Below are 26,920 nucleotides of genomic sequence, written 5' to 3'. Positions count from 1 at the left end.
TATGAAAAAATATATATTCTGCTTGTATTTATTTGTATTAAATAGCTACAATGCACAGGTGAACTTTACCAATATTCAAAATCCTGACTCCAATGCAAACGGAAATGATCAGGTGATGATGTATGTTACCAATACAAGTGAAGCAACAGGGGTGAAAGGTTTGGGGCTTCCTGCGGTAAATGCAGATGTAGATCTTCCTTTTACAGGGGTGAATGCTCCGGCAGTAAGAATAGAAAACCTGCGCGGAATGCTTTTGTTTGTAAAAAGTACAGGTCAGGCAATGGTTTTTGACGGGTTGGTTTGGAGTAAAGCTTTTGAAGTAGAGTCTGATAATATTTCAAGATTTCAGATCAATGCAGTTGCTACCACTTCGGGATCTGTTTTACTTCCTATTAATTCTTTAATTGATAAACCTAATTTCTTGGCAGATCCTTTAAGGCTTAAGACCAATGTTTCAACCGTTGCTCCTAATCTTAACAGGCTTTATGTTCGCCAAACGGGATTGTATCGAATCAATTTAAATTTAAACTTTACAGGACCTGCAGGATCATTCAGTAATAGATTGGGAGCAGGATTGTTTATAAATGATGTACAGCGATTCCAATTGTTGGAAAATACAGTAAACTATGATGGGACGAATAGGAAAATTAATTTAGATTTTTCTGTGTATGCAGTTCAGGGGCAGTATATTACTTTGGAAGCACTTTCCGAGGTTGGAGGCACTACCAGCTATAATGTTACTAATAATAGTTTTGTAACGGTAGAAAAAGTGTTATAAAAAATAATGAACATTACGCATATATTGTTATTTGATGATGGATAGCCCTTAATTTTTATTAAGGGTTATTTTTTTATTCTATCAGGATAATTTCGGGTATTGATGAATGTTTTTTAGCTTTGCTAAAATTTTTTACAAAATGGAAATACAAAAGGATTTTTTTGCATACCAAGCGCAGACTACAAAATTTGCAGCGGGTTTTGAGGTTGAAAAGGCTGAAGGAAGCTATATCTATGGAAAAGACGGAAAAAAATATCTAGATTTTGTAGCGGGTGTCTCTGCCAATACATTGGGGCATTCTCATCCGAAAATTGTTAATGCGATCAAAGAGCAGGCAGATAAATATCTTCATGTGATGGTTTACGGAGAATATGCTCAGGAAAAGCCTGTGGCATTATGTAAATTATTAGCAGAAGCTACTCCGGATCCCTTGGAGATTACCTATTTGGTTAACAGTGGTGCAGAAGCTATAGATGGAAGTTTAAAATTAGCTAAAAGATATACAGGAAGAGAAGAAATTGTTTCTTTTAAAGACTCTTATCATGGTAATACCCATGGAGCCTTAAGTGTTTCAGGAAATGAAACGCACAAAAGAGAATTTCGTCCGTTATTGCCTATGATTTCTTTCATCGAGTTTAATAATGAAAATGATTTCGACAAAATCACTGAAAAAACAGCATGTGTTATCTTGGAAACAATTCAAGGAGCTGCGGGATTTCTGGTTCCGAATGATGATTATTTAATGAAATTAAAAAAGAGATGTGAAGAAGTGGGAGCTCTTTTAATTTTAGATGAAATTCAACCTGGGTTCGGAAGAACAGGGAAATTATTTTCTTTTGAGCATTTCGGTATCGTTCCTGATATCTTAGTGATGGGAAAAGGAATGGGAGGCGGAGTTCCTGTGGGAGCTTTCATGAGTTCAAGAGAAATTATGGAATCATTATCTCATTCTCCGAAGCTTGGCCACATTACAACGTTTGGAGGGAATCCTTTAATTGCAGCTTCAAGTCATGCCACTCTAAAAGAAGTACTGGAAAGTGGTTTAATGAATGAAGTGGATGAAAAAGAAAAATTATTCAGAGAGCTTTTAGTTCACCCTAAAATTAAAAATATTAATGGGAAAGGATTGATGTTAGCAGTAAATCTTGGCTCACCTGAATATACGTTGGAAGTAGCTAAAAAGTGTATGGATAAAGGGCTTATTGTTTTCTGGCAATTGTATAGAAACGAATATTTAAGAATTTCTCCACCATTAACACTTTCTCTTGATGAGATCAGAGAAGGATGTAGTATTATTTTACAGGTTTTAGACGAAAATTAAAACAAAAAAACGCTTTCAATAGCAAATATGCCATTGTTTTTAATGCTTTAAGTATCAGTTTAAAGAATAAGTTAAACAACCATTTAATTTTTGTGATAAATATCATGAAGATTACACAAAAATGTATTTAGTTTTTTGTGTAATAAAAAAATTAATTTATATATTGCGGGACGATTAAAACAAAGATTATATGGCTAAACATAAAGTCCATTACGAATTTCCAATGCATTGTCTTTCAGAGATTTTATATGAATATCTGGCGACTGCGGAGGGGTTGTCTGAATGGTTTGCGGATGAGGTAGTAGAGAAAGGCGACGATTTCTTTTTCAGTTGGGGTGGGGGTCCTGAAGAAAAGGCCACTTTGATCAGATATAAGCCTGAAGGCTTCGTTCGTTTCAGATGGGAAGAAGACGAAGGAACTAAGCATTTCTTTGAAATGACCATTACCATTGACGATATTACCGAAGATTTGGCCTTAAATATTACAGATTTCTGTGAAGAAGGAGATGAAGAGGAAAACGCAATGTATTGGGAAAATCTTATTGAAAACCTTAGAATTAAATTGGGTGCATCTTAATTTAAATTGCATTAAATGATAAAACTGATGAACGATTTATCGTTCATTATTTTTTTATAAATAAATCAGATCAGACATTGGAAAATCAATATTTTACATCAGACGAATTAAATGTAAAGAATAGAGCGTTTCTTATGGGCGACGCCGTAAAAGTTTCTTTTTTTGTGAGAGAGGGAAAACTCATCATGGATGAAGAATGTTATTTTTATTTGATGGCTTCCATGAGAAAGATGAGACTGAATATTCCGCTTACCTATACGTTGGAATTTTTTCAGTCGCTTTTTCAAAAAGATATTATTGAAGGAAAAGGAATCAATAACGGAATTATTAACTTCCAGGTTTTTAGAAATACAGACGGAATTACATTATCCAAGTCATCAGTTTCATATTATTATGAAGTTGATGAAATGGATGATATTCTGGCAGTTCATCAAAGACCTTTGGAGCTTGATTTAATTAAAGAGATCAATGTTAATAATAATTTGCTGAGCAACATCAGAGTTCACAGCCCGGAAAATATCTATGGCGGAATTTACGCTCAGGAAAATGATCTGGATGATGTGATCTTGCTTAATCCTAATAAAAGGATTGCACGCTCTACATCTGGAAATCTATTATTTTTAGAAGGTGATGTTATTAAAGTTCCAAAACAGTCAGAAGGGGCTTACATTTCTCCTTTATTAGAGAATTTTGTAACTTTTTTACATAAAAATAAGCTTGCCGATACGCAAGAGCACGAGATTATTGCATTTGAATCTCAGAAGGCCGAAGAAATATTAATGATTTCTGACGAGAAAGGCATATTTTCTGTAGGTAAGATAAGAAATAAGACTTTTGAAAACGTTCGCTTTTTAGAATTAGTAGAAAGCTGGAAGCAAAGTTTTTAAATTGACAAACCCGGTAAACAACAAAAGTTCCAAAGTCCTTTACCGGGTTTTATTCTGAATAGATCAGAAATTGTATTGTTTAATAATTCATTGGAATGACTCCACGAATTATTGAGCAATTTTTTTTGCTTATTTAAATTTTCGTCTTGTTTTAATAGGAATTAGAGCGACATTCACTCTTGGAAAGAAAAATAAAATAAGGTTTGTAAGTACTTTCATTTTCTTGTTTTTGGTTTATCAAATAACGGGAATATTTTCCTAAAAATTGGTTAAGAGAATCTTAAAGTTTGTTAATGTTTTATTTCTCGTTGAGTAGAATAATATTATGATTTAATTCAGTGAAATATCTTCAGGCGAATTGGCCCAAAGTAAATATTCACCTCCTAAATTTTGCATGATAGATTTCCATAGAGTTTGATCATTGGGTAAGGTGTAATCCAGGTTATAGATATCAACCACGGTCCACATTTTTCTTTCAACCTCCTGATCAAGCTGGTTGGCTGCCCAGCCTGAGTACCCTGAAAAAATTTTAACATCATCAATATTCAGTTCTCCACTAAGAACAGCGCTGATAATATTTTCTATATCTTCCGTTAAATAAAATTCATCAGAGATATCAGAATAGAGTTCTGTAACCTTTTTGCCTTTTACAATAAAGAAAACCTTGTCATTCTCCACAGGGCCGCCGTCATAGACCTCAATTTTGAAATCAAAAAAGTTTTTGAACTTACCACTCATCTGGTTGTTTTTCTTGTTTAATATCAACCCAAATGCACCGCCTTCGTTATGTTCAACAATAAGCACTACAGATCTGGAAAAAATATCCCCGGAAATGTCAGGTGTGGAAATTAATATTTTACCTTTGTATGAGTAATTCATACTCAAATTTAATAAAAAATATTTATGGAAAACCTGCACGACAAAAGAAAAGTGTACGAGAAATCCCAACTTATTGAAAGTGAGATAAAACAAAATCCAATAGAACAATTTAGGAATTGGTTTTTGGAAGCAAGCGAGAATCCTGCTATTTCTGAAGCCAATGCTATGGCGGTTTCTACATTAGAAGATGATGGCTGCCCGCGAACAAGGATGGTTTTGTTGAAATCTTATACATTTGAAGGGTTTATTTTTTATACCAACTACGACAGCCGTAAAGGAAAAGCAATAGAGAAAAATCATAAAGCTTGCCTGCATTTTTTCTGGCCAAACCTGGAAAGGCAAATCATCATTAAAGCGAATCTGGAAAGAATTGCTGATAATTTAAGCGATGGATATTTTCATTCCAGACCAAAAGGAAGCCAGCTTGGTGCTGCAGTTTCGCCGCAAAGTGAGATTATTCCCAATAGAGAATTTTTGGAAGAAAAATTAAAGGACTTAGAAAAAGAGTTTGAGAACAGTGAAGTTCCAAGACCAGAAAACTGGGGCGGCTACATTGCAAAACCTTATGAGATCGAATTCTGGCAGGGAAGGCCCAATAGGTTGCATGACAGAATAATCTATACATTAGAGGATCTCGACTGGAACATTTCTCGTCTGGCACCGTAATGTTAATATTATAGATACAAGCCTGTCGAAACATTTTTAAACAATAAGAAGTGTTTAATTCTTACAATATAAGACATAAAAAAACCTCATCAATCGGTGAGGTTTGAATTTTGTATAATCTGAATGATTATTTTTTCTTTTTAGCAGCAGCAACAGGAGTGTTCGCAGTAGCTACAGCAGTAGATAAATCAGCTCCAGCTTTGAACTTAGCAACTGTTTTAGCTTCGATATTAATTGGCTTTTTAGTTGCAGGGTTGATACCTTGTCTAGCCGCTCTCTCAGCTACTGAGAAAGTACCAAAACCTACTAAAGAAACTTTTCCGTCTTTTTTCTTTAAAGTAGTAGTTACGTTACTGATGAAAGATTCCAGAGCAGCTTTAGCTGCTACTTTAGTAATACCTGCATCTTTTGCAATTGCGTCGATTAATTCAGACTTGTTCATAATTTTTAATATTAAAGTTAGTTCGTAATTATAGCAAATATAATACTATTTTCTAATTGTGCAATTTTTTTATAAAAATATGTATAATTTTTTTGATTTTGGGTGGAAATGGTTAAAATATGATAATTTGACATTTCACGTAAAATCTACGTTACCCGTTACTAAAATCATGCCAAATGCTTATGTGCATTGACTTTAGCAAAAACTTAATATTATTTTTTGTGTTTATCAAATCCCAAATTGAGCGAAAAGAATTAGTTTTTTGATAATATGTTTGTAAATTCTGCAAATAAACTGAGAAAATTTTAAATTATTAAAATTAAATAACTGTGTATCTGAGAGTTTTAAAAATGGCATAAAACCTTATTTTATTTAATTTTTATTAATAAATTTGCAGTATGTTAATAGAAGTTTTCAAGTCTAAGATTCACAGGGTAAGAGTTACCGCTTCGGACCTTAATTATATAGGTAGTATAACGATAGATGAAGATCTTATTGATGGTGCCGGTTTGGTCGTTGGAGAAAGAGTGTATATCGTAAATGTGAACAATGGTGAGCGTTTTGATACCTACGTTATTAAAGGAAAAAGAAAATCAGGAGAAGTATGCCTGAACGGTCCTGCTGCAAGGAAAGTTCAAAAAGATGACATCATCATTATTATAGCATATGCTCAGATGACTCCTGAAGAAGCGAAGGATTTTCAGCCGAAGATTGTTTTCCCGGACGAAAAAACGAACCTTCTTACTTAATTCATGGCAAAAAAATCATCAAATCCATTAAAATCAATAATTACAATAGTTGTTTCCCTTGCTTTTGCAGGTTTTTTTTTGTGGCTTGCTCTTAAAGGGCTCGATTTTAAAGTAATTCAGAAATCTCTGGCAAAGGCTAATTATTTTTGGGTAGCATTTGCTGCTGTATTTGGACTTTTGGCGTATTGGTTCAGAGCTATTCGCTGGAACCTGATGTTGGAGCCAATGGGGCACAGGATTTCAAATTCTAATGCGCTTTGGTCTATATCTTTTGGATATTTAATGAATCTTACCATTCCAAGAAGTGGTGAGGTAGCAAGAGCAACTGCCTTATATGGAGTAGAAAAAGTTCCGGTGGATAAATCTTTTGGAACAATTATCCTTGAAAGAGTAGTAGACCTGATGTGTATGATCGGGTTCTTAGGATTGACCTTAGTTTTTAAGTTTAATGCAATCCTTTCTTTCTATAATTTTGTTGTTGCAGAAAAAGGTAAAAAGGAAAGGTTTGAACCTAATTTTTTTGAGAGACAATTAATGAAAATAGGAGTAAATGATTTTGATACATTTTATTTATGTTTAAAAATTATAATTGCTTTATTATTTATTTTGGGGTTGATTCTTATTTATAAATATAAAAAAGAAAAACTGATAAGTTTCGGAAAAGGAATTCTTCAAGGTTTAACATCTATATTTAAATTAAAGCAAAAAGGAAAATTTATCCTTTATACATTAGGAATTTGGATTTGCTATTATTTTGCAGCTTATTTAGTATGCTTTGCTCTTCCAGAAACTTCTAATTTTACAATTGCTGACGGTTTTTTTATTATTGTAGTTGGAACTTTGGGAATGATTATTCCTGCAAGTGGTGGAATAGGAGCTTTTAATCTGGCAATGAAATTGGGCTTTATGGCCTTATTTATTGCAATGGGAAAAAGTGCTGAGCTGGGCGGAGAAATGGGGCTTATCTATTCATTTATCTCATTACCGTTACAGATTATGATTATGCTTGTGATGGGATTAATTTCTATTCCGATGTTGGCTAAAGCCAGAAATAAAGTGGCAGATAAGGAGTAATAATTTTCATTAGATACTTTAATCTTTATAATATAGGATCTTAACTTTAAATAGTTGAGATCTTTTTTTTGCTCTATATATAAGGATGTGATTTTATGGGAAACCGTAAATTCTGGATTATTTTTATTAATATATTTGGTCGTTTCATAAATCAAATTTATCTTAAGGGAAAATAATTATATACGTTATGGCGATTAATTTACAAAAAGGACAAAAAATTGAATTAGGACTTACTAAAATGACCATTGGATTAGGATGGGACCCGAATGATGGTACAGGATATGATTTTGACCTTGATGCTTCTGCGATCATGATAGATTCCGACAGAAAACTGGTAAGCGAAGAATGTTTTGTTTTTTATAATAATCTTCATTCACCAGATGGGGCGTTAAGCCATACAGGAGACGATCCAAACGGTAAAAGCAGCGACGGGGATGATGATGAAGCAATTATTGTAGACTTGGAAAAGGTAGATCCAAGAGTGGAGGAAATTCTATTTGTGGTAACCATAGAAGATTTTGAAAGAAGAAAACAAAATTTCGGGCAGGTAAGAAATTCTTATATCAGAGTAGTAGACAATTCTAACCACCAGGAAATTGCAAAATATGAGCTTGATGAAGATTTCTCTATTGAAACCGGTGTAGAATTCGGAAGGCTTTATAAAAGAAATGGAAGCTGGAAATTTGAAGCATCAGGAATCGGATACAGAGCAGATCTTGGATTCTTTTTAGAAAAATATTATAAAGGACAAATCATTAAATAAACCATATATACAAACTAAAAAAAACGAGAACTATGGCAATTAACTTACAGAAAGGTCAAACGATCGATTTAAGGAAAAACGACCGTGGAGAAAGTGTTTATGATCTATCCAAAGTAACGATTGGACTAGGATGGGATGTTAGACAGCAAGGTGGTTTTTTCGGAAAAATATTCAATAAAGAAGCAGAATATGATCTGGATGCCATTGCTTTTCTTTTGGATGCAAACGGAAAGGTGGCTAATTTAGGAAGAACCGGTCAGACAAATGATGGCAGACAGGTAGCTCTTTATCAAGGAGATGTTATTTATTTTAATTCGATGCAACATCCAAGTGGAAATGTCTGGCTTACGGGAGATAACAGAACCGGAGCAGGAGATGGGGATGATGAGCAAATTATTGTAAAGCTTGATCAACTTGACCCGAGTTACCAAAAAATACTATTCGTAGTTTCCATTTATCTGGGAAGAAAAAATAATCAGCATTTCGGGATGATAGACAATGCGTTCATCAGAGCAGTAGACGCCAACGGAAAAGAAATTACAAAATACAGTCTTTCCGGAGATTCTAGTATGAACGGAATGTGCTCTATGGTTTTTGCTGAGGCTTACCGTCATAATGGTGACTGGAAATTCCGTGCATTGGGAGAGCCACATTCTTCAGACAATTTCGTAGATATTCTTAAAAATTACACCTATTCAAATACAAAATAGATGAGAAGATTACCAGTTTATTTATTACTAGATACATCCGGTTCGATGACAGGAGAACCTATTGAAGCTGTAAAAAACGGGGTGCAGATGATGTTGCATTCTTTAAGGCAGATGCCTCAGGCATTAGAAACAGCGTATATCAGTATTATCACATTTGATACAGAGGCTAAGCAGATTATTCCTTTAACGGATTTGGTGAGTTTCCAAATGGTAGATATTAAAGCTTCAGGAGTAACTTCTTTTGGTGGAGCGCTATCATTATTGGCAGATAAAGTTCAAAATGAGGTAACGAAAACAACCTTAGAACAAAAAGGAGATTGGAAACCCATGACATTCATTATGACAGATGGAGTTCCCACAGACGATTGGCAATCTGGCTGGAATAAATTAAAACCAGTGTACAAAGGTTTTATGGTAGGTTGTGCAGTAGGAGGAAATACAGATACTTCTATCTTAAAACAGATTACCAATGAAGTAGTAAGTTTACAAAATGCAGATTCAGAAAGTATTGCTCAGTTTTTTAAATGGGTAACAGCATCTATTTCTACAACTTCTACCAAGCTTGAAGAATCAGGAAAAGAGGTATTTGGTTTAGATCAATTGCCGCCGCCGCCATCAGAACTAACATTTGTATCCTAATGACCAGGCGGTTATTAGCCTACTTTCTGCTGGATACTTCAGGTTCTATGAACGGTGAACCTATTCAGGCATTAAATAATGGTTTTAACGGATTGATTAGTATGCTTCGTGCAGATCCGCAGGCGATGGATACTTTACATCTAAGTGTGATCACATATGACAGAGACGTTAAAAATATTGTACCATTAATTGATCTGGCGAGTTTTCATCCGATGGAAATTACCTGTCCGGATAGCGGGCCTACTCATACTGGCGCAGCACTGGAAATGGTTTCAGATCTTGTTCAGCAGGATTTGGTAAAAGGCTCTCTCGACAGAAAAGGAGACTGGAGGCCTTTGCTTTTTATTTTTACCGATGGTAAACCTTCAGATATTCAAAAATACAGACAAATGATTCCGGTTATTAAAAATCTGGATTTTGGAGTGATTGTTGGATGTGCGGCAGGCCCGAAAGCAGATGAACAATTTTTGAAAGAACTCACAGATAACGTGGTGAAGCTGGATGCAACAGATGCTGTAACACTTTCGTCATTCTTTAAGTGGGTAAGTTCTTCGATTACGATGGGTGGAAAAACCCAGGGAACAGGAGAAAGTATGACGTTGCCACCTCCGCCTTCGGAACTCAATATTATTGTCTAATAACTATTAAAAACTAAACCATGAGAAGACTGCCTATTTATTTTTTAGTCGATATCTCGGAATCTATGGTGGGCGAACCTATTGAGCAAGTACAAGAGGGAATAGCCACTATTATTAAAGAATTAAAGAAAGATCCTTATTCATTAGAAACAGTTTGGATTTCCATTATAGGATTTGCCGGAGAGGCTGAAGTCATCACTCCGCTTCAGGATATCATCAGTTTTTATCCGCCTAAAATTCCCATTGGGAGCGGAACATCCCTGTCTAAAGGTTTGTTTAAAGTAATGGACTGTATAGACAAAGAGGTCGTAAAAACGACCTATGAACGAAAAGGAGACTGGAAGCCTATTGTTTTTCTTTTCACAGACGGAATTCCTACGGATGATGCCACAACCGCAATCGATCGATGGAACCAAAACTATCACGGAAAAGCAAATACCATTGCGGTATCTATCGGCGATAATACCAATTACAAATTATTAGGATCGCTATCCGACAATGTCTTGTTATTTAATAATACAGACGAAAATTCTTACAAAGAGTTTTTTAAATGGGTTACAGATTCCATTAAAACAACAAGCCAGAGCGTTAGCGAAACGAATAAAGAAGGAATTAATCTATCCAAAATAAATTCTATTATTTTAGAAAAAGTAAATCCTGAAACCCAGCAGAAATTTCCGGATAATAATTTTGTGGTGTTAAATGGCAAATGCTCTGAGACGAAAAAGCTTTATTTAATGAAATTTAAAAAAGCACTCACAGACTCAGGTATTGAAGGAATGTCTACAAGATATTACAGATTAGACGGCGCTTATAAGATTGATGAAAATTCTTATTTCAGACTTTCGGCATCGCATAAAAATAATTTAAAAATTTCCATTGAAGAACTGCAAGGAAGCCCATCTTGTCCTCATTGTGCAAATTCTATCGCACTGGCAACCTGCTCGTGTGGAGGAATTCATTGTATAAAAGGTGAAGGAGAAAGTTTATGTCCATGGTGTGGCACTTCAGCATATTACGGTTTCTCTAGCGAAGGATTTGATATCAACAGAACATTGGGATAATGAGAGAACATGCGATTAAAGAGATCTTAAAAGATGACCTCAGTCTGGACGGCAAAATGATCGATAAGGTTATTTCTAAATTGATCAACAATGCCAATGTGCATGAACAGCTGCAGTGTATTTCAAATGCTAAACAAAAAATTATGCAGGAAGCTACTATTTATAAAGAGAAAGAAGAGTTTAAAGAGGCTCATTTCATGATAAAAAATGCAAATTCAAAACAGGCTTATGAATTTGTTTTTGACATGGAAAAGTTTCCGAATATTACAATAAAAAGCATCAGTAATCTTGAAAATATAGGATTAACTTTTGAAAACAATGTGATCAAAGGAATTCCTGCAATCAGCAATACTTTTGATTTAGACATTGCCTTTTTTCATGTAAATGATGAGAAAAATATAGACATCAAAACGGTACAATTGTTTGTAAATGCAGATCCTAAAGATTTGTGGAAAAATATTCCAAGTCCTGAAAATGCAATTTTTTATAAACCTGAAGAATCTTCTCATAAAGGAATATTTCTAGATAAAAAAATTGTGATCGCTTCCAAAAGAGGCAGATCTCATGCTCATGAAGCAACTTTTAGAGATGATGATTTTGCAGTTGATCAACTTCCTGCTGAATGGAATATTATTTCGGTTTCAGATGGTGCCGGTTCTGCAAAAATGGCAAGATATGGTTCTCAGTTATCCACACAATCCATCAATGATTTCTTTAAAAATGAAGAAGTTTTAAACGAGATTGAAAAAAACGCTATTCTTATTTATAATCCTTCAGAAGAAACTTCGAAAGAGATAGAAACTGAAGCCAAGCAAAATATCATCAGGCTTTTGTACAAAGGTGTTTTGAATGTGTATCATCTGTTAAATGAAACGGCGAAGGAGCATTCTTTTTCCATAAAAGATCTGCATGCGACTTTAATTTTTACTTTGGTTAAAAAGTTTGATTTTGGATATATTATTTTAGGTTTTGGGGTGGGAGACTGTCCGATTAATGTAATTAATCCTGAATTTTCGGAAGTTAAGTTGCTCAACCAAATGGATGTTGGAGAATTTGGTGGTGGTACCCGTTTTATCACCATGAAAGAAATTTTTAATGATCAAATCAGTTCGCGTTTCGGGATCAATTGTGTGAAAGATTTTTCTAAACTTATTTTGATGACCGATGGTATTTACGATCCAAAATTCGTCACAGAAAATAAACTGGAAAACCTGGAAAGCTGGAAATCATTTTTTCATGATTTAGACGGAAATAACGAAGACGGCATGAAGGTAGATTTTGAAAACGATGAGACCATCGATCAGCAATTACTTGAATGGACCGACTTCTGGAGCAAAGGAAATCACGACGACAGAACATTGGCTATAATTTATTAGGTATGAAAAAAACAGTTAAGGTTTCTTCCGTTTTAGATACAACCAAAGCCTATGAATATGTGGAAGGAAATCCTGTGCAGGGTGGAGTGAAAGATGTGTATTTTTCTCCCGACAGAACGTATGTGGTTGCGTTTTACAGAACTCCATTGGAGGTCGACCAAAAAGAGAGAATTAAAAGAATTGTTACCACTTATCTAACCAATATAAAAGGAGGAAATGCCTCAGATTATTTTCTGAATGATATTTTCAGATGGCCTTATGATATTGTTCAAAAAGGAGACTTAACAGGTATTATTGTTCCTATTTATAATAAAAAATTCTTTTTTGCTAAAGGCTACGTAGGTTCTGATATTATTTTAGGGGGTGACAAAATAGGAAAATGGTTTACGGCACCAATGTTTAGAAACCAGCAATATCCGTTGCGACTTGATCATACAGAATTAGGAGATTGGCTGAGCTATTTTCAGATTGCCGTTAACATCAGCAGAGGTGTGAAAAAACTTCATCAGATGGGGTTGGCGCATTCGGATTTATCTTACAATAATATTTTAGTAGATCCGGTTACAAAATCTGCCTGTATTATAGATATTGATGGCTTGGTGGTGCCTAATTTATTTCCGCCTGAAGTAATCGGAACGGCAGATTTTATAGCGCCTGAGGTTTTGAAGACAAAACATTTGAATATAAAAGATACCAACAGGCAGTTGCCGAATCAGAAAACGGATCTGCATGCATTGGCGGTGTTAATTTATATGTATTTATTAAGAAGACATCCTCTAAAAGGCGGCAAAATATGGGATTTAGATTCTGAAAAAGATGATTTGCTTTCGATGGGAGAGAAGTCAATCTTTGTTGAGCATCCTAATGATACAACCAATTACGTAAAAGCTGATCATCTTAAAAAGTGGGATGCTTTTTGGGGCGATCCGAAGAAAATATCGTACACCGCAACAGGCCCTTATTTATCTGCATTATTTAAAAGAGCCTTTGTAGATGGTCTTCATGATCCTATCAGACGGCCTATTGCGAATGAATGGGAAACAGCTTTACTGAAAACGGTAGATCTGATACAGCCTTGTCTTAATCCGAGCTGTAATGAAAAATGGTATGTCTTCGACAATACCAATACACCAAAATGTCCGTTTTGTGGAATGCCTCATAAAGGAACGCTTCCCGTGTTGGATTTATATTTTAAGTTTAAAGATGATGTCTGGAAACCTGAAAATCATAGATTAATGGTCTATCATAATCAGTATTTATTCAAATGGCATGTATCTAAAAAGGTGATCAGAAATGAGAACCTTACGGCTGAAGATAAAAAGCCGGTGGGATATTTCACTTTCCATCAGGGAAGATGGGTTTTGGTGAATCAAAGTCTCACGAGTATGAAGGATGTTACGGAAGGAAAAGAGGTTCCGCCTAATTCTATGGTTGAACTCACAGAAGGTAAAAAAATACTACTGTCTAACGAGGAAGGAGGGCGATTGATTTATGTAACCCTCGCGAATAAATAAAAAAAAGTATGCTTTTGAGCATACTTTTTATTGTTGGCATTCCATGATATAAGAATGTTCATTTTTATCTATGGTTACAAAACCTAGGCTCGAATATAGATTTTGTGCTTTATTGGTTTTTAAAACACTCAATACAACAGGCTTTTGGGAAGATAATGCTTCCGCAATAATTTCTTTTAAAATCATTTTTCCAAGTCCTTTTCCTTGTTGGCTGGGATCAACCTGAAGTTGAAGCACCTCAATTTTATCTTTACTTCTGTCGATTTTTAATAATCCGATAGGTTCATTGTTGAAAAGAATAATATTAGCCTTCTCAAACTGATAAAGGACTCTTTGTAAAGTAGATTCTCTATCTGTAGGAAGACTGGAGTTTGCATAATGCTCATTCATGGTTTTCATTCTCAGATTTAGTAAGAAATCGAGATCGCTTTCTGAGGCTTTTCTATATTTCAGTTTTAAATTCATTTAAGTTGTATTTTTAACGTAAATATTACAAAATCCTATGTAGTTTATCGTTCAAAAAATATCTTATTTTATCTCCAATGTATGATTGTTTGTATGAAATTTTGGATTTTTCAAATGCAGGTATGCCTGTTTTGTATGTTTTTTCTGAAGGATCATAGTATTCTTGAGCTATTAATCCTGTATGAATATAATTTCCATGAAAATTTTCTAAAATATTCTTAATTGAGTTTTCGTTAATGAAATAATTTAGATCAATAATATTAGTTTTATTAATACAGTTTACACTTCTAATAAAGTCATTATAATTAAGGTTTTTATTTATAAATTCTTTGTATAATTTTCCTATATATTTTGCTTTTTCACAATCATCACTTTCATTAATTATAAATAGTAGTTTTTCGCCAACTTTTGTTTTGTAACTAGGATCATTATCAATTTTTTCTGTTTCCTTTTTTCTATCTTCTGCAGATGTTTGTTCAAGTTCTTTTAAAAAAGTGAATAATTTTTTGATGAAGAGTTTGTCTTGAATTGTATTAAGTAGATTTTTTCCTTTGAAAAAGATGCTGAAAATAGGAATGTCTTTAGCTAAACCATCATCTAAAATAGAGTCTAAAATTATTTCATTTATATCTGATATTAAATCGTTAAAGTCTTTACTTTTAATTATTTGTATTAATTCTGATTTCATATTCTCTATTTTAACCCAATCTTCAAACCCATTTCATTTTTCATAAGTAATAGAACCTCAGCATTTCCTCTGGCATCGTCAACGGGATGATGCGTATGTGCTGTTTTACGCAGATGTTTCCATTGGGCAAAAGCATCTTTTTCGAGTCCGCAATAAAGGTCCGATAATCTTCTGGAAGAATACCCAAAAGGATTTCGTTGAATAAAATGGTGAAAATACCAGCAGATGAACATCCAGTCGAAACCATTATTATCACTGATAAAAATAGGCCTTCCTTTAGAATTGGTTTTGATCCATTCTTCAAATTTTAGCATGACTTCTTTTGGATCATCAAAATCCATTGTTTCTTCTCTGTTAAATCCGGAAACGGCTAATGCATCAGCATTAAAATGATCAGAAATAGGTTTTAGTTTTCCATAAAAAGTAGTCTCCAGATCTTCATCTACAAGCACCGCTCCAAAACAGATCATCGAAAAATCTCCCGGAATCGGACCGTCAGATTCTATATCAACCATAATGTAGCTCATCTTAATGCGTTTTTCTATTTAAATTATTTTATGCAAAACGAATATATCAAAAAATTATTCTTTACCCAATCATCCTTATACCAGTTCAATGAAATTTCTTCTGCCAATCTTTATTTTTAGGTGTGGCTTTAATTCAATTTCTTGATTAGGATTTGTTATTTTTAATGTATTAATCTGTATTCCGCCACTTTCAATTAATCTTTTCATAGCAGATTTACTTAGATCATTTTTGAGCTGATGACAAAGTTCAATCAACAATATTTTATTTTGATTATGGTGTAAAGAATCAATAAGAACGGGTTCAAAAACTTTCTCCTCAAAATTTTTATTCTGAAACTGATTGCTAAAAAACTGTTCTGCATTTCCCGCTGATTCCAGATCATGGTATTGCGTGATAATATTTTTGGCGATCACTTTTTTAATGTTCATTGGGTTTTCTCCGTGTTGTATTCTTAATTTTAACTCTTGTTTTTGTTCAATCGAAAAATCGGTGGTCAGATCAATAAACTCATCGATTAAACTATCGGGAATTGACATTGTTTTTCCAAATATTTCATTCGGTTCATCGGTCAGTCCAATGGTATTATTTAAAGATTTACTCATCTTTTCTTTTCCGTCAAGTCCTTTTAATAAAGGCATACACATGACGATTTGCGGGGAAATATGATGGGTTTCCTGCAACTGTCTTCCCATTGTGCAGTTGAATAGCTGATCGGTTCCGCCCATTTCAATATCGCATTCAATTTTCACAGAATCAAACCCTTGTAAAATAGGGTAAACAAGCTCATGCATGGCAATCGGAGTATTTTCTGTAAACCTTTTGTTGAAATCATTTCGATGCATCAGCTGGGCAACAGTTACTTTAGACATCAATTGGATAACTTCCGAAAAACTCAGTGTATCCAACCAATCAGAATTGAATACAATTTTAGTTTTTTCAACGTTTATTATTTTTGAAAGTTGAGTGATGTAAGTCTGTGCATTATGCTGAACATCCTCCACGCTTAAAGGTTTTCTAGCTTTGTTTTTACCTGTAGGGTCACCGATTCTTGCGGTAAAACTTCCGACAATGATGATGATTTGATGGCCAAAATCCTGAAACTGTTTCATTTTTTTAAGTACCACTGCGTGTCCCAAATGCAAATCAGGTGCGGTGGGATCAAACCCCAGTTTGATTATAAGCTTTCGTTGCTCTTGTTCGGCTTGTTTTATTTTGTGTTCCAAACCGTTTTCTGGTAGAATAATTTCTACATTTTCTTTTAATTGATTAATCATTGTTGTTGAATTTTTAGCATGAAAAAGCCCGAACAAAACTGTTCGAGCGCTATACTATTTTTAAATAAGTTGTATTGAATTACAGATATAGAAGTCTTCCCGAACGATAAGTCGGGTAATAATACTCGTTAAAAAACGGAAGACGTAATATGTTGTTTAAGTGCTTCATTGCTTCATTGCTTTACAAAGATAGAAGTTTTTTCCAAATAGGAATTTTTCAATCTGTTCTTTTTTAATTTCAAGATCTTTTGGGATGGCTTTTGAATTGATATTTTAGATGCGAATTGCTCTCGCTGTAAATCTAAACCTGTTAGGTTTGTACTCTAAGCTGTCCTTTCAATGGCAGATTGTATTATTTAATATCAAAATTAAAATAAATTATTTTTTTTATTCGTATTAATACTTATATTTGTTTTAAGTAGTAATACTTAGTTTTGTTTTTTTTGGAAATGATTCGAATAAGAAGAAGTAGTAACGATTATGGAAAATAATAGTTCGAACATAACAAAACAGAAAGCTCAATGATGTAATCATCAATAACACTATTGGAATATGAAAAATTTTAAAATACCAAAATTAACCGTTGTGGGCGCAGGACCGGGAGATGTAGAATTAATCACTTTGAAAGCCATTAAAGCGTTAGGAAATGCAGATGTAGTTTTGTACGATGCATTGGTAAATGAAGAATTACTGCAATATGCTGCAAATGCAAAGGTTGTTTTTGTTGGTAAGCGGTTGGGGTGTCACGCTTATACACAAGACCAGATCAACGAAATGATTGTTGCGATGGCGAAACGTTACGGGCACGTAGTGCGTTTAAAAGGTGGTGATCCATTTATTTTTGGTCGTGGAAGTGAAGAATTAGAATATGTGGAAAAATTTGGTTTAGAAACAGCGGTTGTTCCCGGAATTTCATCGGCATTAGAGGTTCCCGCTTCGGTAGGAATTAGTTTGACGCAACGAAAAATTGCAGAAAGCTTTTGGGTAATTACTGGTACTACTTCCAATCATCAACTTTCAAAAGATATTCACTTAGCATCAAAGTCTACTGCAACGGTGGTTATTTTGATGGGAATGCACATGCTAAACAAAATTATTTCAATTTATAAAGAAAATAGAAAAGGCAATTTACCCATTGCCATTATACAAAACGGTACTAAAAATTCGGAACATAGAGTGATAGGAACTACCGATTCAATTTGTAAGTTAGTTGCTGATAAAAAAATTTCGTCGCCGGCAATTATTGTAATTGGGGAGGTGGTGAAAAATATTTCAAAGCTAACGTCTTATTTTCATGAGCATTTTGAAGATGAATTTATTTTTCAGAATTTAAATTTAGAATCATAATCGAGATAGAGGATGTCATTATTTACATCAAAAAATATCATTGTTCACGGCTTCCAAACTTCTAAAATTACTTTTAGGGCTTTCACATAAGGAACAACAATAGTTTTCAGGTAAATCTGTAAATAGAATGCCCTTTGCAATGTTTTGGCTTTCATCTCCATATTCTGGATTGTATGTCGTTAAGCATTCCTTACATTGATAAATAACCCATTTAGGTGTTTCTTTTTTCTGCGTGTTTTCTATTATTTCAGGAGACGAATTTCCAAGTCCTTCAAAATATTTCCGACTTAATTCTATTAAAATTGTTGGCAATTCAAGCTTATCAATATCTTGCGAATGCACAACATATTCTCGGGTGTTTGGGTCGAAATTCTTAGCAAATAAAACATTGTAAGTATCTCGGATTTTAATAGATTCTAACTCTTTGGGTAAGTCATTTTTTTCGACTACAATTGAAGTGAAATAATGGCCATCGCGATTGTATTCAGATAAACCAAAAGTTAAACCATAGGTGCTGATATCAAATTGATCAAGAGTACGCACCAAGAACGTTTTTAAGTTCAAGGCCCATTCTGTGGCGACAGGGAGATGCCAGTTTAGCTCTATTAATGAGTGACGGATATTGATTCCCTTTTTACCTAAAAACTTCTCCCATTCGAGCTTTCTGTCTTTCGGAATTCCTTTTACAATAAAAGATTTCCAAGTGGTAATGCATATTTTTCCAATTTTACAATCAAAACATAAATCGCACATTTGTTTTAGAAAGTCTAAATCATACAAGTTATTTCTCCAATACAATCCCAGCCAATATTGGTCTATTCCCATACGATTCATGCCTTCGTAATAGGGGAAAGGGTAAAAAGGAATATTCAGGGGTTTATCAATTGTTCTGTTATTTGTATCTAAAGCTTCGCTAACCAAACTAAAAATTAAATCGATTCCGATAGATTCTTCGGCAACAATTTTTTCTATTTCGTAATAAAAATCAGCGATGTCCCAACTGTAAATCAGTACAGGGTAAACTTCCATACGCTGCCATTTCGGTAAACGAATGTACAAGTACCAATAATCTTCATGCTCCGAAGCTATAAAATTGAGATGACCGGTAAACAGCGGAACCAGCTGCTGCTTTGGATCGGTAATATTAACCTTTAAGGTGGGTTGTTTTTTGAATGATTCTAATATATATAAAAAACGGTTTCCTGTAAGCCAATTGGTATTTCTGAAAATATCGGTTGAAACATAGGAAGAAACGATATTGTTACCACTTTTTTCATCTGGAAAAACAAAGTGATGTTTGCCCATTTTTTCTTTATCTAAAGCTTTAAATTCTTTTGGGAAAATAATGTCTTGTCTTGAGCCAAATGAAATTGAATCTAAGCCTTGTTCCGCAGCCATATTAACCACTTCAAGAAGTTCTCCCGGCGAAATAACGCCTCCTTTTACTATTAATCTCGTTAACTCCATAACTTTAAATTTTGCAATTCGCGAGTATCTCTTTAACCTCAGTTTTACAACTTCCACAACCTAATCCTGCTCCTGTACTTTTGCATAACTCAGTGAAATTATTGACACCACTTTTAATGGTTTCTTCAATGTTTCCTGCACCAACCTGACTGCACGAACATACCAATTTTCCTAGAACGGGTTTTGCATTTGAGCTTCCTCTCAGTAAAGAATTTCGTTTGTCTGATAATTCTATTTTACTTTCAATCATTATTTTAAACTCGGAAAACTCATTTTTATCTCCCATCAAAATGGCACCAACTAGCAGATCATCTTTTACGATGCATTTTTTGTAATAGCGTTTTTTCAAATCGGCAAAAATAATTTCTTCATACGAATCATCATTTTCAGGAATTTCAACAGCGCCAATACTGCACAGATTGATATCTTCGAGTTTTAGAATATTCATCAAAACCGAACCTTTGTAAAAACTGCTGATATCGCCAGCTAAAAAGTTCGCTAAAACATCGGCTTGCTCCTCAGCTGCAGAAGTGATTCCAAATAATTGATTATTGAATTCGGCTATTTCTCCAATCGCAAAAATATCCGGATTTGAAGACTGTAAATATTGGTTTACTTTTACTCCACGTCCGCAGGCTAGACCGGTTTCTCTGGCAATTTCTATATTGGGAATTGTTCCAATGGTGTAGACTATTGCATTGGCAGTAATGATTTTACCGCTTTTTAAAGCAATTTCGATTTCATGAGCATTATCAGTTTCAAAAACAGTACTTACTTCATTATCAAAGTAAATTTGTATATCCCGAAGTTGTACTTCTTCGGCTAATAATTTACTCGAAATTAGGTCTAGTTGGCGTTCCATCAAACGGGAAGCTCTTTGAATAATAGTAATTTTTACTTTTTTATGTTTTAAAGCAGCCGCTAATTCCAACCCTAATAAACCGCCACCAATGATAACTACATGTTGTTCTTCATTAGGTAAATTGGTGCTGTCAAGATGTTTTTTTAATTGGTCAGCATCTTCTTTTCTTCTTACTGTAAAGCGTCCTGGAAGATGTAAATTTGCATCTTCTGGCACAAAAGGACGACTTCCGGTTGCCAAAATAAGAGAGTCATAAGAATGTAAATTTCCTTGACTGTCGAGAATCGTTTTTTGAGCTGCATTGATATTTTCAATAGCAACACTAGTGTTCATGGTGATATTCAGCTTACTTAGCTCGGCACCATCTTTAACTTTTAATAATTGCTCCCATGTAAATTCACCAGTCATATATTCAGGCAATAAAACGCGATTATAAAATGGATTTGCTTCATTTGAAAAAACAATAATCTCATCGGTTGAATTAAACTCACGATAGTTTTGAATAAATCTAAAAGCGGCAGCTCCAGCACCTACGATGGCAATTTTTTGAAAAGGTTTTACATATTTGGAAATGGCAACAGTAGTGTATTTAAAATCGGGTTCTTTAGAAATTGGGTCAACAATAGTGTTGGTTAGGTTATTGGCTCTATTTAAATCGTTTTCTAGCTGTTTTCCCCAATGCATGGGTAAGAAAAGGACTTTTTCTTTTATAATATCTGTTATTTTTGCTTTTACTCGAACTTCACCATTTTTGCTTGAAACAATCACAATTTCGCCATCCTTTATATTGTTTTTAAGAGCATCAATAGGGTTTATTTCCAAAATAGGACTAGGAGAGTGGGTCATCAAACGGGATACTTTTCCTGTTCTTGTCATGGTGTGCCATTGGTCGCGAATCCTACCCGTGGTTAGTACAAAAGGGAATTGTGGACTTGGTGGCTCCGATGTATTTTCAATAGAAGTAGGTAAATTAAAAATTGCTTTTTGTGATGGGGTATAAAATTTTTTATCGGTAAAAAGTCGGGGAGTTCCCGGATGTCCGTAATCAGGAACAGGCCATTGAAAAGTACCTTCGGCTTTTAATCGATTGTAATTTAAAAATGAAATGTCGATGTTGGTATTTTTGGTGAGTGCGCAATGTTCTTTATAAATTTCTTCGGCATTATTAAAATTGAAACCATTAAAATTCATTTTTTTAGCAAAACGAATGAGGATCTCAATATCTGGAAGTGCTTCCCCCGGAGCGTTAATTCCTTTTGGTAAATAGGAAATACGACGTTCTGAGTTGGTCATCGTACCTTCTTTTTCTAACCAACCAGCGGCAGGCAACAGTAAATCGGCATATTTTGTAGTATCAGCATGATGCGAAATGTCCTGAACAACGACAAATTTTGCATTTTTCAGGGCTTTTTCGATACGACGGGAATTAGGTAAACTGACTAAGGGATTCGTACAGATTATCCATACAGCTTTCATTTTACCGGATTCTAGTGCATCAAACATTTCGGTAGCTGTGAGCCCTGGCTTGTCAGGGATTTCATCAACACCCCAAAAATCAGCAACTTCTTTTCGGTGTTCAGGATTTGATAATTCTTTATGGGCAGCCAATAGACTTGCCATTCCACCTACTTCGCGTCCACCCATCGCATTGGGTTGTCCTGTTAGCGAAAAAGGACCGGAGCCGGGTTTTCCTATTTGTCCTGTTAATAATGATAAATTCAATAATGCGGTATTTTTATCAACCCCCACAGCACTTTGGTTGAGTCCCATGGCCCACAGCGAAATAAATCCTTTTGCTTTTCCAATAGTATCCGCGGCAAGTTTTATGTCGTTTACGGAAATCCCGCATAGTTTTGATGCTTTTTCAAGCGATGTGTTTAAAACTAAATCTTTATATGGCTTGAAGTTTTCGGCGTGATTTTTCACAAAATCATGGTCAACATACCCTTTTTCGATAATTATTTTTGCAATAGCGTGATATAAAATAATATCCGAACCTGGAAGAATCTGCAAATGCAAATCTGCGAAAGCAGCCGTATCCGTTCGTCTAGGATCAATTACGATTATTTTTATGTTTGGGTTTTTCTCTTTGTGTTTTTCAATTCTGCGAAACAAAATAGGATGACACCAAGCCGGATTAGCTCCTGTAATCAAGAAAGTATCTGCTAATTCTATATCATCATAGGCAATAGGAACCGAATCTTCTCCAAAAGTCTTTTTATAACCCACCACTGCAGAGCTCATACAAAGCCTGGAATTGGTATCGATATTATTGGTTTTTAGAAACCCTTTTACCAATTTATTGACGAGATAATATTCTTCTGTTAAACATTGTCCTGAAACATAAAAACCAACGCTGTCGGGTCCGTGTTTTTTAATTATAGAAGTGAAAACAGCAGCAGCGCGTTCTAAAGCGGTGTCCCAACTTACACGTTCAAGTGGGTATGACTTGCTTCCGCGCATTTCAGGATATAAGATCCTGTCTGAAGTATCGTTGACTACATAATGCAAATTCATTCCTTTCGAACATAACATTCCTTTGTTTACAGGATGGTCTTTGTCTCCGGTTACCATTACATTGTTTTTTGCATCGTTGGTTACGATGATTCCACACCCAACGCCACAGTAAGAACAAGTTGTTTTGATTTTGGTATTTTGCATTGCAATTCTCTTTAAGATCCTATTTCACTAAACAATAATTTGCTTTTTAATCTCTTTAAAAATAAGTATTTTTTAAGTATGAATACTTATTTTTTTTAATTTATTTTTAGAAAGATTACATTATAAATCTATTTTTTTGAATAATAAAAACTGTTAAAACTATCTACTCTCGTATGTTTTGCGTGGGATTATAAAAATGAAATGCCACATATTTTCACTGATTAATTTGTAAAAATCTTATTTAATCTAGCGAAGCTAAAAAGCTTTATAATTTAGAGCCTGTGATAATTTCTAAATTTGATTTTTGTGTACCATTCAAATCTTTATCTAAATCGCATTCTTTAAGGATTTTTTGATTAAAAAGATCATGTACTGATGACTTATTTTTCTAACGCAAAGCTTTAGCTTTATTATACCTATTTTAGGGAGAAAGGATAGAATCAACGAAGTTGCATCACTTTGCCCACTTAAAATAAAGCAAAATTATTCATCAACTTTGCGTTCATCTTTTTAATCAAAAAATAATTTCAAACAGGATCTACTGAGTCTTATCAAAAAAAACATGATAACCAAACAGATGAAATTTCTGAATAAAATGTAAACGGGTTCTTAAGGTTTTAGTCTATTTCTCAAAACGAATGAATTTTCAGTTCGTCGAGGGGTTTATTTCTTAAAAGTAAAAATTCGTGGATTTACAGAAACCATTATCCAGGCCCAATTGTTGGTATGATTTGCATTACCCGTTTTTAGAAGTTCTAAAGTTTTTGTACCAAACATTTGAGAATATCCTCCGGAAAGAGTAATTTCTTTCTTAAAGTTGAATGTTGTTGTAAAATCAATTTCAGTTCCTAAATAAGAATTAAGTTCATTGTTTTGTGGTGTGATCACTTTATTGGGAGCATTAAAAAAATGGGGAATCAAAGCAAATTGAAACTTTTTTATATTGTAGTTCAATTTCAAATAAGCATCTTGCAATCCTACGTTATTTTGATGATTTCCAACATAAAAATAATCCATATAACCATTAAAAGCATGGTTGGTTCCGAATATAGGATTAAACGATTTTATATTACTACTACCATCATTCATATCTTTTCCTGATAGAAATTCATATCCCAAACTAGCTTTGAATGAATCGGTAATTGCATAGCCAACATTTGCTCCTGCATACCAAGCGCTAACCGTTTTGCTGGTACTTTTCCCGGTTTGCCCATAGAAACCTAAGTTACTATCTATTTTTTTTGTTTTGAAAGTGAGATAAGTTCCGAAAGTCTGCTTGTTGTCTACCAATAGTTTCGTTTCAGCATCAGCATATTCGTAACCGGTATTTAATAACAATACACTTACTCCTAAGTTGCTTATTTGGTTGTGATACCAAGCGTATTGTAGAGTTTTGTAGTTGGCAACTGTATATGGTGTTTGAACGATGTTTTCCCCAGTAGAGTTGTATGCTGCTCCTATGTCAAGTTGTTGGTTTTTTGGGTGGAAACTTACCATTAATGCGTCGTGACTTTGTCCTTGTTGTGCCCAATCTATTTCACCCATAATACGTTGGTTATCGTATGAGAGAACCTGTCGGCCAGCTCTTGCGCTCCATTTTTCATTTAGATCGTATTGTGCCCAAGCTTCAAAAACGGCAACTCCATTTTTATCAGACGTTGTGGTGGTAGGTACGTCACCCCAAGTTCGGGTATTTTGAAAGGTTAATTTTGCAGAAAATTGTTCTTGTTTGTAATTGAAATTTAAGCGAGAACGCTGAGAGGTTTGCGAAGTTCCTTTCTGACCTTCTGGCAAAAGTGTTTTATAGCCATTTCGATATTCGAAACGTGGTCTTATTTGTAAATTGACGTCTAATTCTTGAGAATATAGGTTTGCATTACTCATGATGATTATTCCCAGGGTATTTATTTTCAGTAGTTTTCTCATAACTTTTTAGCTTTAAATACAGTTGTTATAAATGAATTTAGAATTACTTTCTGTCTATCACTTTAGATAAGACAGGTTGTTTTTCGTTCATGATTTTGGTAATGGTATAATGCATCCAAATCAAACAAACAATAGAGAAAACTAAAATGAAAATCCATGAACTAGACCATATTCCAGTGGCAGTCAGGAGATAACTGAAAATAATGGGTCCGAAGAAACCGCCTAGTCCGCCTAACATTCCAACCATTCCGCCTACAACACCCACATCTTTTGGGAAATATTCAGGAATGTATTTGTAGACAGCAGCTTTTCCGATTCCCCATGAAATACCGATGAGGCTTACCAATACTATAAAAACATACATATTGGCATCAAACTTAATTAAGGTCACTCCTTTGGCAAGTAATTCTTTTTTCTTGATGGTTTGATTTTGATTTACCACCACTTCTTGCCAAGATGTTTTTGTCGGAAAAATCTTATTTTCAGCGTTGTTGTCTTTTTTTTGAAGAACGGCAAAGTTTGTTTCTCCGATTTTAATATTTTCTTTAGAAACAGAAGTTACAGTCCCTTTTTTGGTGGCAACTACTCCGGGGCCTGTCGTTTTTATTTCCATTTTGGGAATCATCAGTAAAGCGCTCAAAACAACCGAAGAACTCAATACCCAATACATCACTTTTCGAGCTCCGAATTTATCGGATAAATAGCCGCCAAAAGCACGGATAACTCCGGATGGTAAGCTGAATATGGTTGTAAATAAGCCCCCATAACAAGAGTTGTTTGATACACATTCATAAAATTGGGTAAGAGCCATTGTGAGTACGCCACAAAACAGCCAAATACTAAGAAGTAATACGCTCCAAATCTCCATACTCGAGCAGATTTTAAGGATTTAAGCATTTCAGTAACTGTTCTTGTATCGTTTTCTAATTTTTTATTTTTAGTGAAAATTAAAAAGGCAATGCCAATAACCAGAAGCACTATCGCATACAGGACAGGAAGTGCTTTCCAGCCGTTTTGAGGATCTTCTACCGAAAAATGATTCAGTAATGAAGGGGCAAAAAATGTTGTTATTGCAGCGCCTGCATTTCCGACTCCGAAGATACCTAAAGCTAGTCCCTGCCATTCTTTTGGATACCAAATAGAAGTATATCCAATTCCGACTGCGAAACTTGTACCTACCATTCCGAAAAGAAAACTAAGGAGTGCAAAAGTTAAAAAGCTTGTTGCGTAAGGAAGTAAAAATAAGGGGATCGAACAGAGGATAAGCAATAATGAAAATACATATTTCCCCCCAAATTTATCCGTAAGTATCCCAATGGGTAAGCGCATAATAGAACCTGTAAGAATAGGGATTCCCAGGAGCCAGCCAACTTGTATAACAGTCCAGTGAAAAATGCCATTATCAACCAAAAAGGTTACTAATACACCATTTAATGTCCAGCAAGCAAAACATACGGTGAAGGCTAAAGTATTCAGAAATAAAATCTTGTGTGATTGGGATAAAGAGTTCGTATTTTTCATATCACTTATATTTGTTTTCCAAATATAAGTATATACAAGTATTAATACGTATTTTTAATTAAGTATTTTAAGTGATGTAAATCGATTTATCAACACCACAAAAT

At 34.4% G+C, this 26,920-nt stretch carries 24 protein-coding genes and 1 pseudogene; 15 read left to right on the top strand and 10 right to left on the bottom strand.

The window, feature by feature from the left end:
• Position 1 precedes the first annotated feature (1 nt).
• From AMQ68_RS09585 to AMQ68_RS09570, 4 genes are all read left to right on the top strand, one after another.
• Entirely contained in the window at positions 2 to 778 is a 777-nt protein-coding gene (locus tag AMQ68_RS09585; protein WP_054510409.1) for a hypothetical protein, read from the top strand.
• A 145-nt stretch (positions 779 to 923) separates the two neighbouring features.
• Complete coding sequence (locus tag AMQ68_RS09580) at positions 924 to 2,099, top strand: aspartate aminotransferase family protein (RefSeq protein WP_054510590.1); 1,176 nt, start codon at positions 924 to 926, stop codon at positions 2,097 to 2,099.
• Positions 2,100 to 2,289: 190 nt separating this feature from the next.
• Positions 2,290 to 2,676: an START-like domain-containing protein gene (locus AMQ68_RS09575; RefSeq protein WP_054510408.1), complete on the top strand. Its 387-nt coding sequence runs from the start codon at positions 2,290 to 2,292 to the stop codon at positions 2,674 to 2,676.
• A 77-nt stretch (positions 2,677 to 2,753) separates the two neighbouring features.
• Positions 2,754 to 3,563, top strand: coding sequence for an aminotransferase class IV (locus AMQ68_RS09570; protein ID WP_054510407.1), 810 nt, complete (start codon positions 2,754 to 2,756; stop codon positions 3,561 to 3,563).
• A gap of 330 nt (positions 3,564 to 3,893) precedes the next feature.
• Here the strand turns inward: AMQ68_RS09570 and AMQ68_RS09565 are convergent, their stop codons facing one another.
• Positions 3,894 to 4,442 (bottom strand): YqgE/AlgH family protein, encoded by a 549-nt coding sequence (locus AMQ68_RS09565; RefSeq protein WP_054510406.1) that lies wholly within the window; start codon positions 4,440 to 4,442, stop codon positions 3,894 to 3,896.
• A gap of 24 nt (positions 4,443 to 4,466) precedes the next feature.
• Here AMQ68_RS09565 and pdxH point away from each other — a divergent pair, with 24 nt between their 5' ends.
• Positions 4,467 to 5,108: a pyridoxamine 5'-phosphate oxidase gene (gene pdxH, locus AMQ68_RS09560; RefSeq protein WP_054510405.1), complete on the top strand. Its 642-nt coding sequence runs from the start codon at positions 4,467 to 4,469 to the stop codon at positions 5,106 to 5,108.
• A 127-nt stretch (positions 5,109 to 5,235) separates the two neighbouring features.
• Here the strand turns inward: pdxH and AMQ68_RS09555 are convergent, their stop codons facing one another.
• On the bottom strand, positions 5,236 to 5,550 hold the full coding sequence (locus AMQ68_RS09555; protein ID WP_054510404.1) for an HU family DNA-binding protein: 315 nt from the start codon (positions 5,548 to 5,550) through the stop codon (positions 5,236 to 5,238).
• Positions 5,551 to 5,948: 398 nt separating this feature from the next.
• Between AMQ68_RS09555 and panD the strand changes: the two genes are divergently transcribed.
• The 9 genes from panD to AMQ68_RS09510 all read left to right on the top strand — a co-directional run bounded on the left by panD (position 5,949) and on the right by AMQ68_RS09510 (position 14,077).
• Positions 5,949 to 6,299 (top strand): aspartate 1-decarboxylase, encoded by a 351-nt coding sequence (gene panD / locus AMQ68_RS09550; RefSeq protein WP_054510403.1) that lies wholly within the window; start codon positions 5,949 to 5,951, stop codon positions 6,297 to 6,299.
• 3 nt (positions 6,300 to 6,302) lie between these two features.
• Positions 6,303 to 7,373 carry a lysylphosphatidylglycerol synthase transmembrane domain-containing protein gene (locus AMQ68_RS09545; RefSeq protein WP_054510402.1) on the top strand — a complete coding sequence of 357 codons (1,071 nt, stop codon included), beginning with the start codon at positions 6,303 to 6,305 and terminating at the stop codon, positions 7,371 to 7,373.
• A gap of 187 nt (positions 7,374 to 7,560) precedes the next feature.
• Complete coding sequence (locus tag AMQ68_RS09540) at positions 7,561 to 8,136, top strand: TerD family protein (RefSeq protein WP_054510401.1); 576 nt, start codon at positions 7,561 to 7,563, stop codon at positions 8,134 to 8,136.
• A 32-nt stretch (positions 8,137 to 8,168) separates the two neighbouring features.
• Entirely contained in the window at positions 8,169 to 8,846 is a 678-nt protein-coding gene (locus AMQ68_RS09535; protein ID WP_054510400.1) for a TerD family protein, read from the top strand.
• Positions 8,847 to 9,485: a VWA domain-containing protein gene (locus AMQ68_RS09530; protein ID WP_054510399.1), complete on the top strand. Its 639-nt coding sequence runs from the start codon at positions 8,847 to 8,849 to the stop codon at positions 9,483 to 9,485.
• Positions 9,485 to 10,123: a VWA domain-containing protein gene (locus tag AMQ68_RS09525; RefSeq protein WP_054510398.1), complete on the top strand. Its 639-nt coding sequence runs from the start codon at positions 9,485 to 9,487 to the stop codon at positions 10,121 to 10,123. Before AMQ68_RS09530 ends, AMQ68_RS09525 begins: the two co-directional genes overlap by 1 nt.
• A 20-nt stretch (positions 10,124 to 10,143) precedes the next feature.
• Positions 10,144 to 11,187, top strand: coding sequence for a TerY-C metal binding domain-containing protein (locus AMQ68_RS09520; protein ID WP_054510397.1), 1,044 nt, complete (start codon positions 10,144 to 10,146; stop codon positions 11,185 to 11,187).
• Positions 11,187 to 12,563, top strand: a complete 1,377-nt coding sequence (locus AMQ68_RS09515; RefSeq protein WP_054510396.1) for a PP2C family serine/threonine-protein phosphatase — start codon at positions 11,187 to 11,189, stop codon at positions 12,561 to 12,563. The genes AMQ68_RS09520 and AMQ68_RS09515 overlap by 1 nt, the downstream gene beginning before the upstream one ends.
• Before the next feature lie 2 nt (positions 12,564 to 12,565).
• On the top strand, positions 12,566 to 14,077 hold the full coding sequence (locus tag AMQ68_RS09510; protein WP_054510395.1) for a helix-hairpin-helix domain-containing protein: 1,512 nt from the start codon (positions 12,566 to 12,568) through the stop codon (positions 14,075 to 14,077).
• 27 nt (positions 14,078 to 14,104) lie between these two features.
• Here the strand turns inward: AMQ68_RS09510 and AMQ68_RS09505 are convergent, their stop codons facing one another.
• From AMQ68_RS09505 to tyrS, 4 genes are all read right to left on the bottom strand, one after another.
• Positions 14,105 to 14,542, bottom strand: coding sequence for an N-acetyltransferase (locus tag AMQ68_RS09505; protein ID WP_054510394.1), 438 nt, complete (start codon positions 14,540 to 14,542; stop codon positions 14,105 to 14,107).
• A 25-nt stretch (positions 14,543 to 14,567) separates the two neighbouring features.
• A complete protein-coding gene (locus AMQ68_RS09500; RefSeq protein WP_054510393.1) occupies positions 14,568 to 15,230 on the bottom strand; it encodes a hypothetical protein in 663 nt (220 codons plus the stop codon).
• A gap of 5 nt (positions 15,231 to 15,235) precedes the next feature.
• On the bottom strand, positions 15,236 to 15,757 hold the full coding sequence (locus AMQ68_RS09495) for a 3'-5' exoribonuclease (RefSeq protein WP_054510392.1): 522 nt from the start codon (positions 15,755 to 15,757) through the stop codon (positions 15,236 to 15,238).
• Positions 15,758 to 15,832: 75 nt separating this feature from the next.
• Positions 15,833 to 17,032: a tyrosine--tRNA ligase gene (tyrS, locus tag AMQ68_RS09490; RefSeq protein WP_054510391.1), complete on the bottom strand. Its 1,200-nt coding sequence runs from the start codon at positions 17,030 to 17,032 to the stop codon at positions 15,833 to 15,835.
• A 552-nt stretch (positions 17,033 to 17,584) separates the two neighbouring features.
• Between tyrS and cobA the strand changes: the two genes are divergently transcribed.
• A complete protein-coding gene (cobA, locus tag AMQ68_RS09485) occupies positions 17,585 to 18,379 on the top strand; it encodes a uroporphyrinogen-III C-methyltransferase (RefSeq protein WP_054510390.1) in 795 nt (264 codons plus the stop codon).
• A gap of 27 nt (positions 18,380 to 18,406) precedes the next feature.
• Here the strand turns inward: cobA and AMQ68_RS09480 are convergent, their stop codons facing one another.
• The 4 genes and pseudogenes from AMQ68_RS09480 to AMQ68_RS09465 form a co-directional block, all read right to left on the bottom strand.
• Positions 18,407 to 19,846: a rubredoxin gene (locus AMQ68_RS09480; RefSeq protein ID WP_054510389.1), complete on the bottom strand. Its 1,440-nt coding sequence runs from the start codon at positions 19,844 to 19,846 to the stop codon at positions 18,407 to 18,409.
• A 4-nt stretch (positions 19,847 to 19,850) separates the two neighbouring features.
• Positions 19,851 to 23,369 carry a nitrate reductase gene (locus tag AMQ68_RS09475; RefSeq protein ID WP_054510388.1) on the bottom strand — a complete coding sequence of 1,173 codons (3,519 nt, stop codon included), beginning with the start codon at positions 23,367 to 23,369 and terminating at the stop codon, positions 19,851 to 19,853.
• 663 nt (positions 23,370 to 24,032) lie between these two features.
• Complete coding sequence (locus AMQ68_RS09470; RefSeq protein WP_054510387.1) at positions 24,033 to 25,295, bottom strand: alginate export family protein; 1,263 nt, start codon at positions 25,293 to 25,295, stop codon at positions 24,033 to 24,035.
• Between the two features lie 43 nt (positions 25,296 to 25,338).
• Positions 25,339 to 26,816, bottom strand: a pseudogene (locus AMQ68_RS09465) (nitrate/nitrite transporter).
• Positions 26,817 to 26,920: the final 104 nt, after the last annotated feature.

Origin of the sequence: Chryseobacterium sp. ERMR1:04, from assembly GCF_001297705.1 — a bacterium.
Lineage (GTDB): Bacteria > Bacteroidota > Bacteroidia > Flavobacteriales > Weeksellaceae > Chryseobacterium.
The sequence above is the reverse complement of the archived record's forward strand: the minus strand, read 5'-3'. Positions and strand labels throughout refer to the sequence as shown.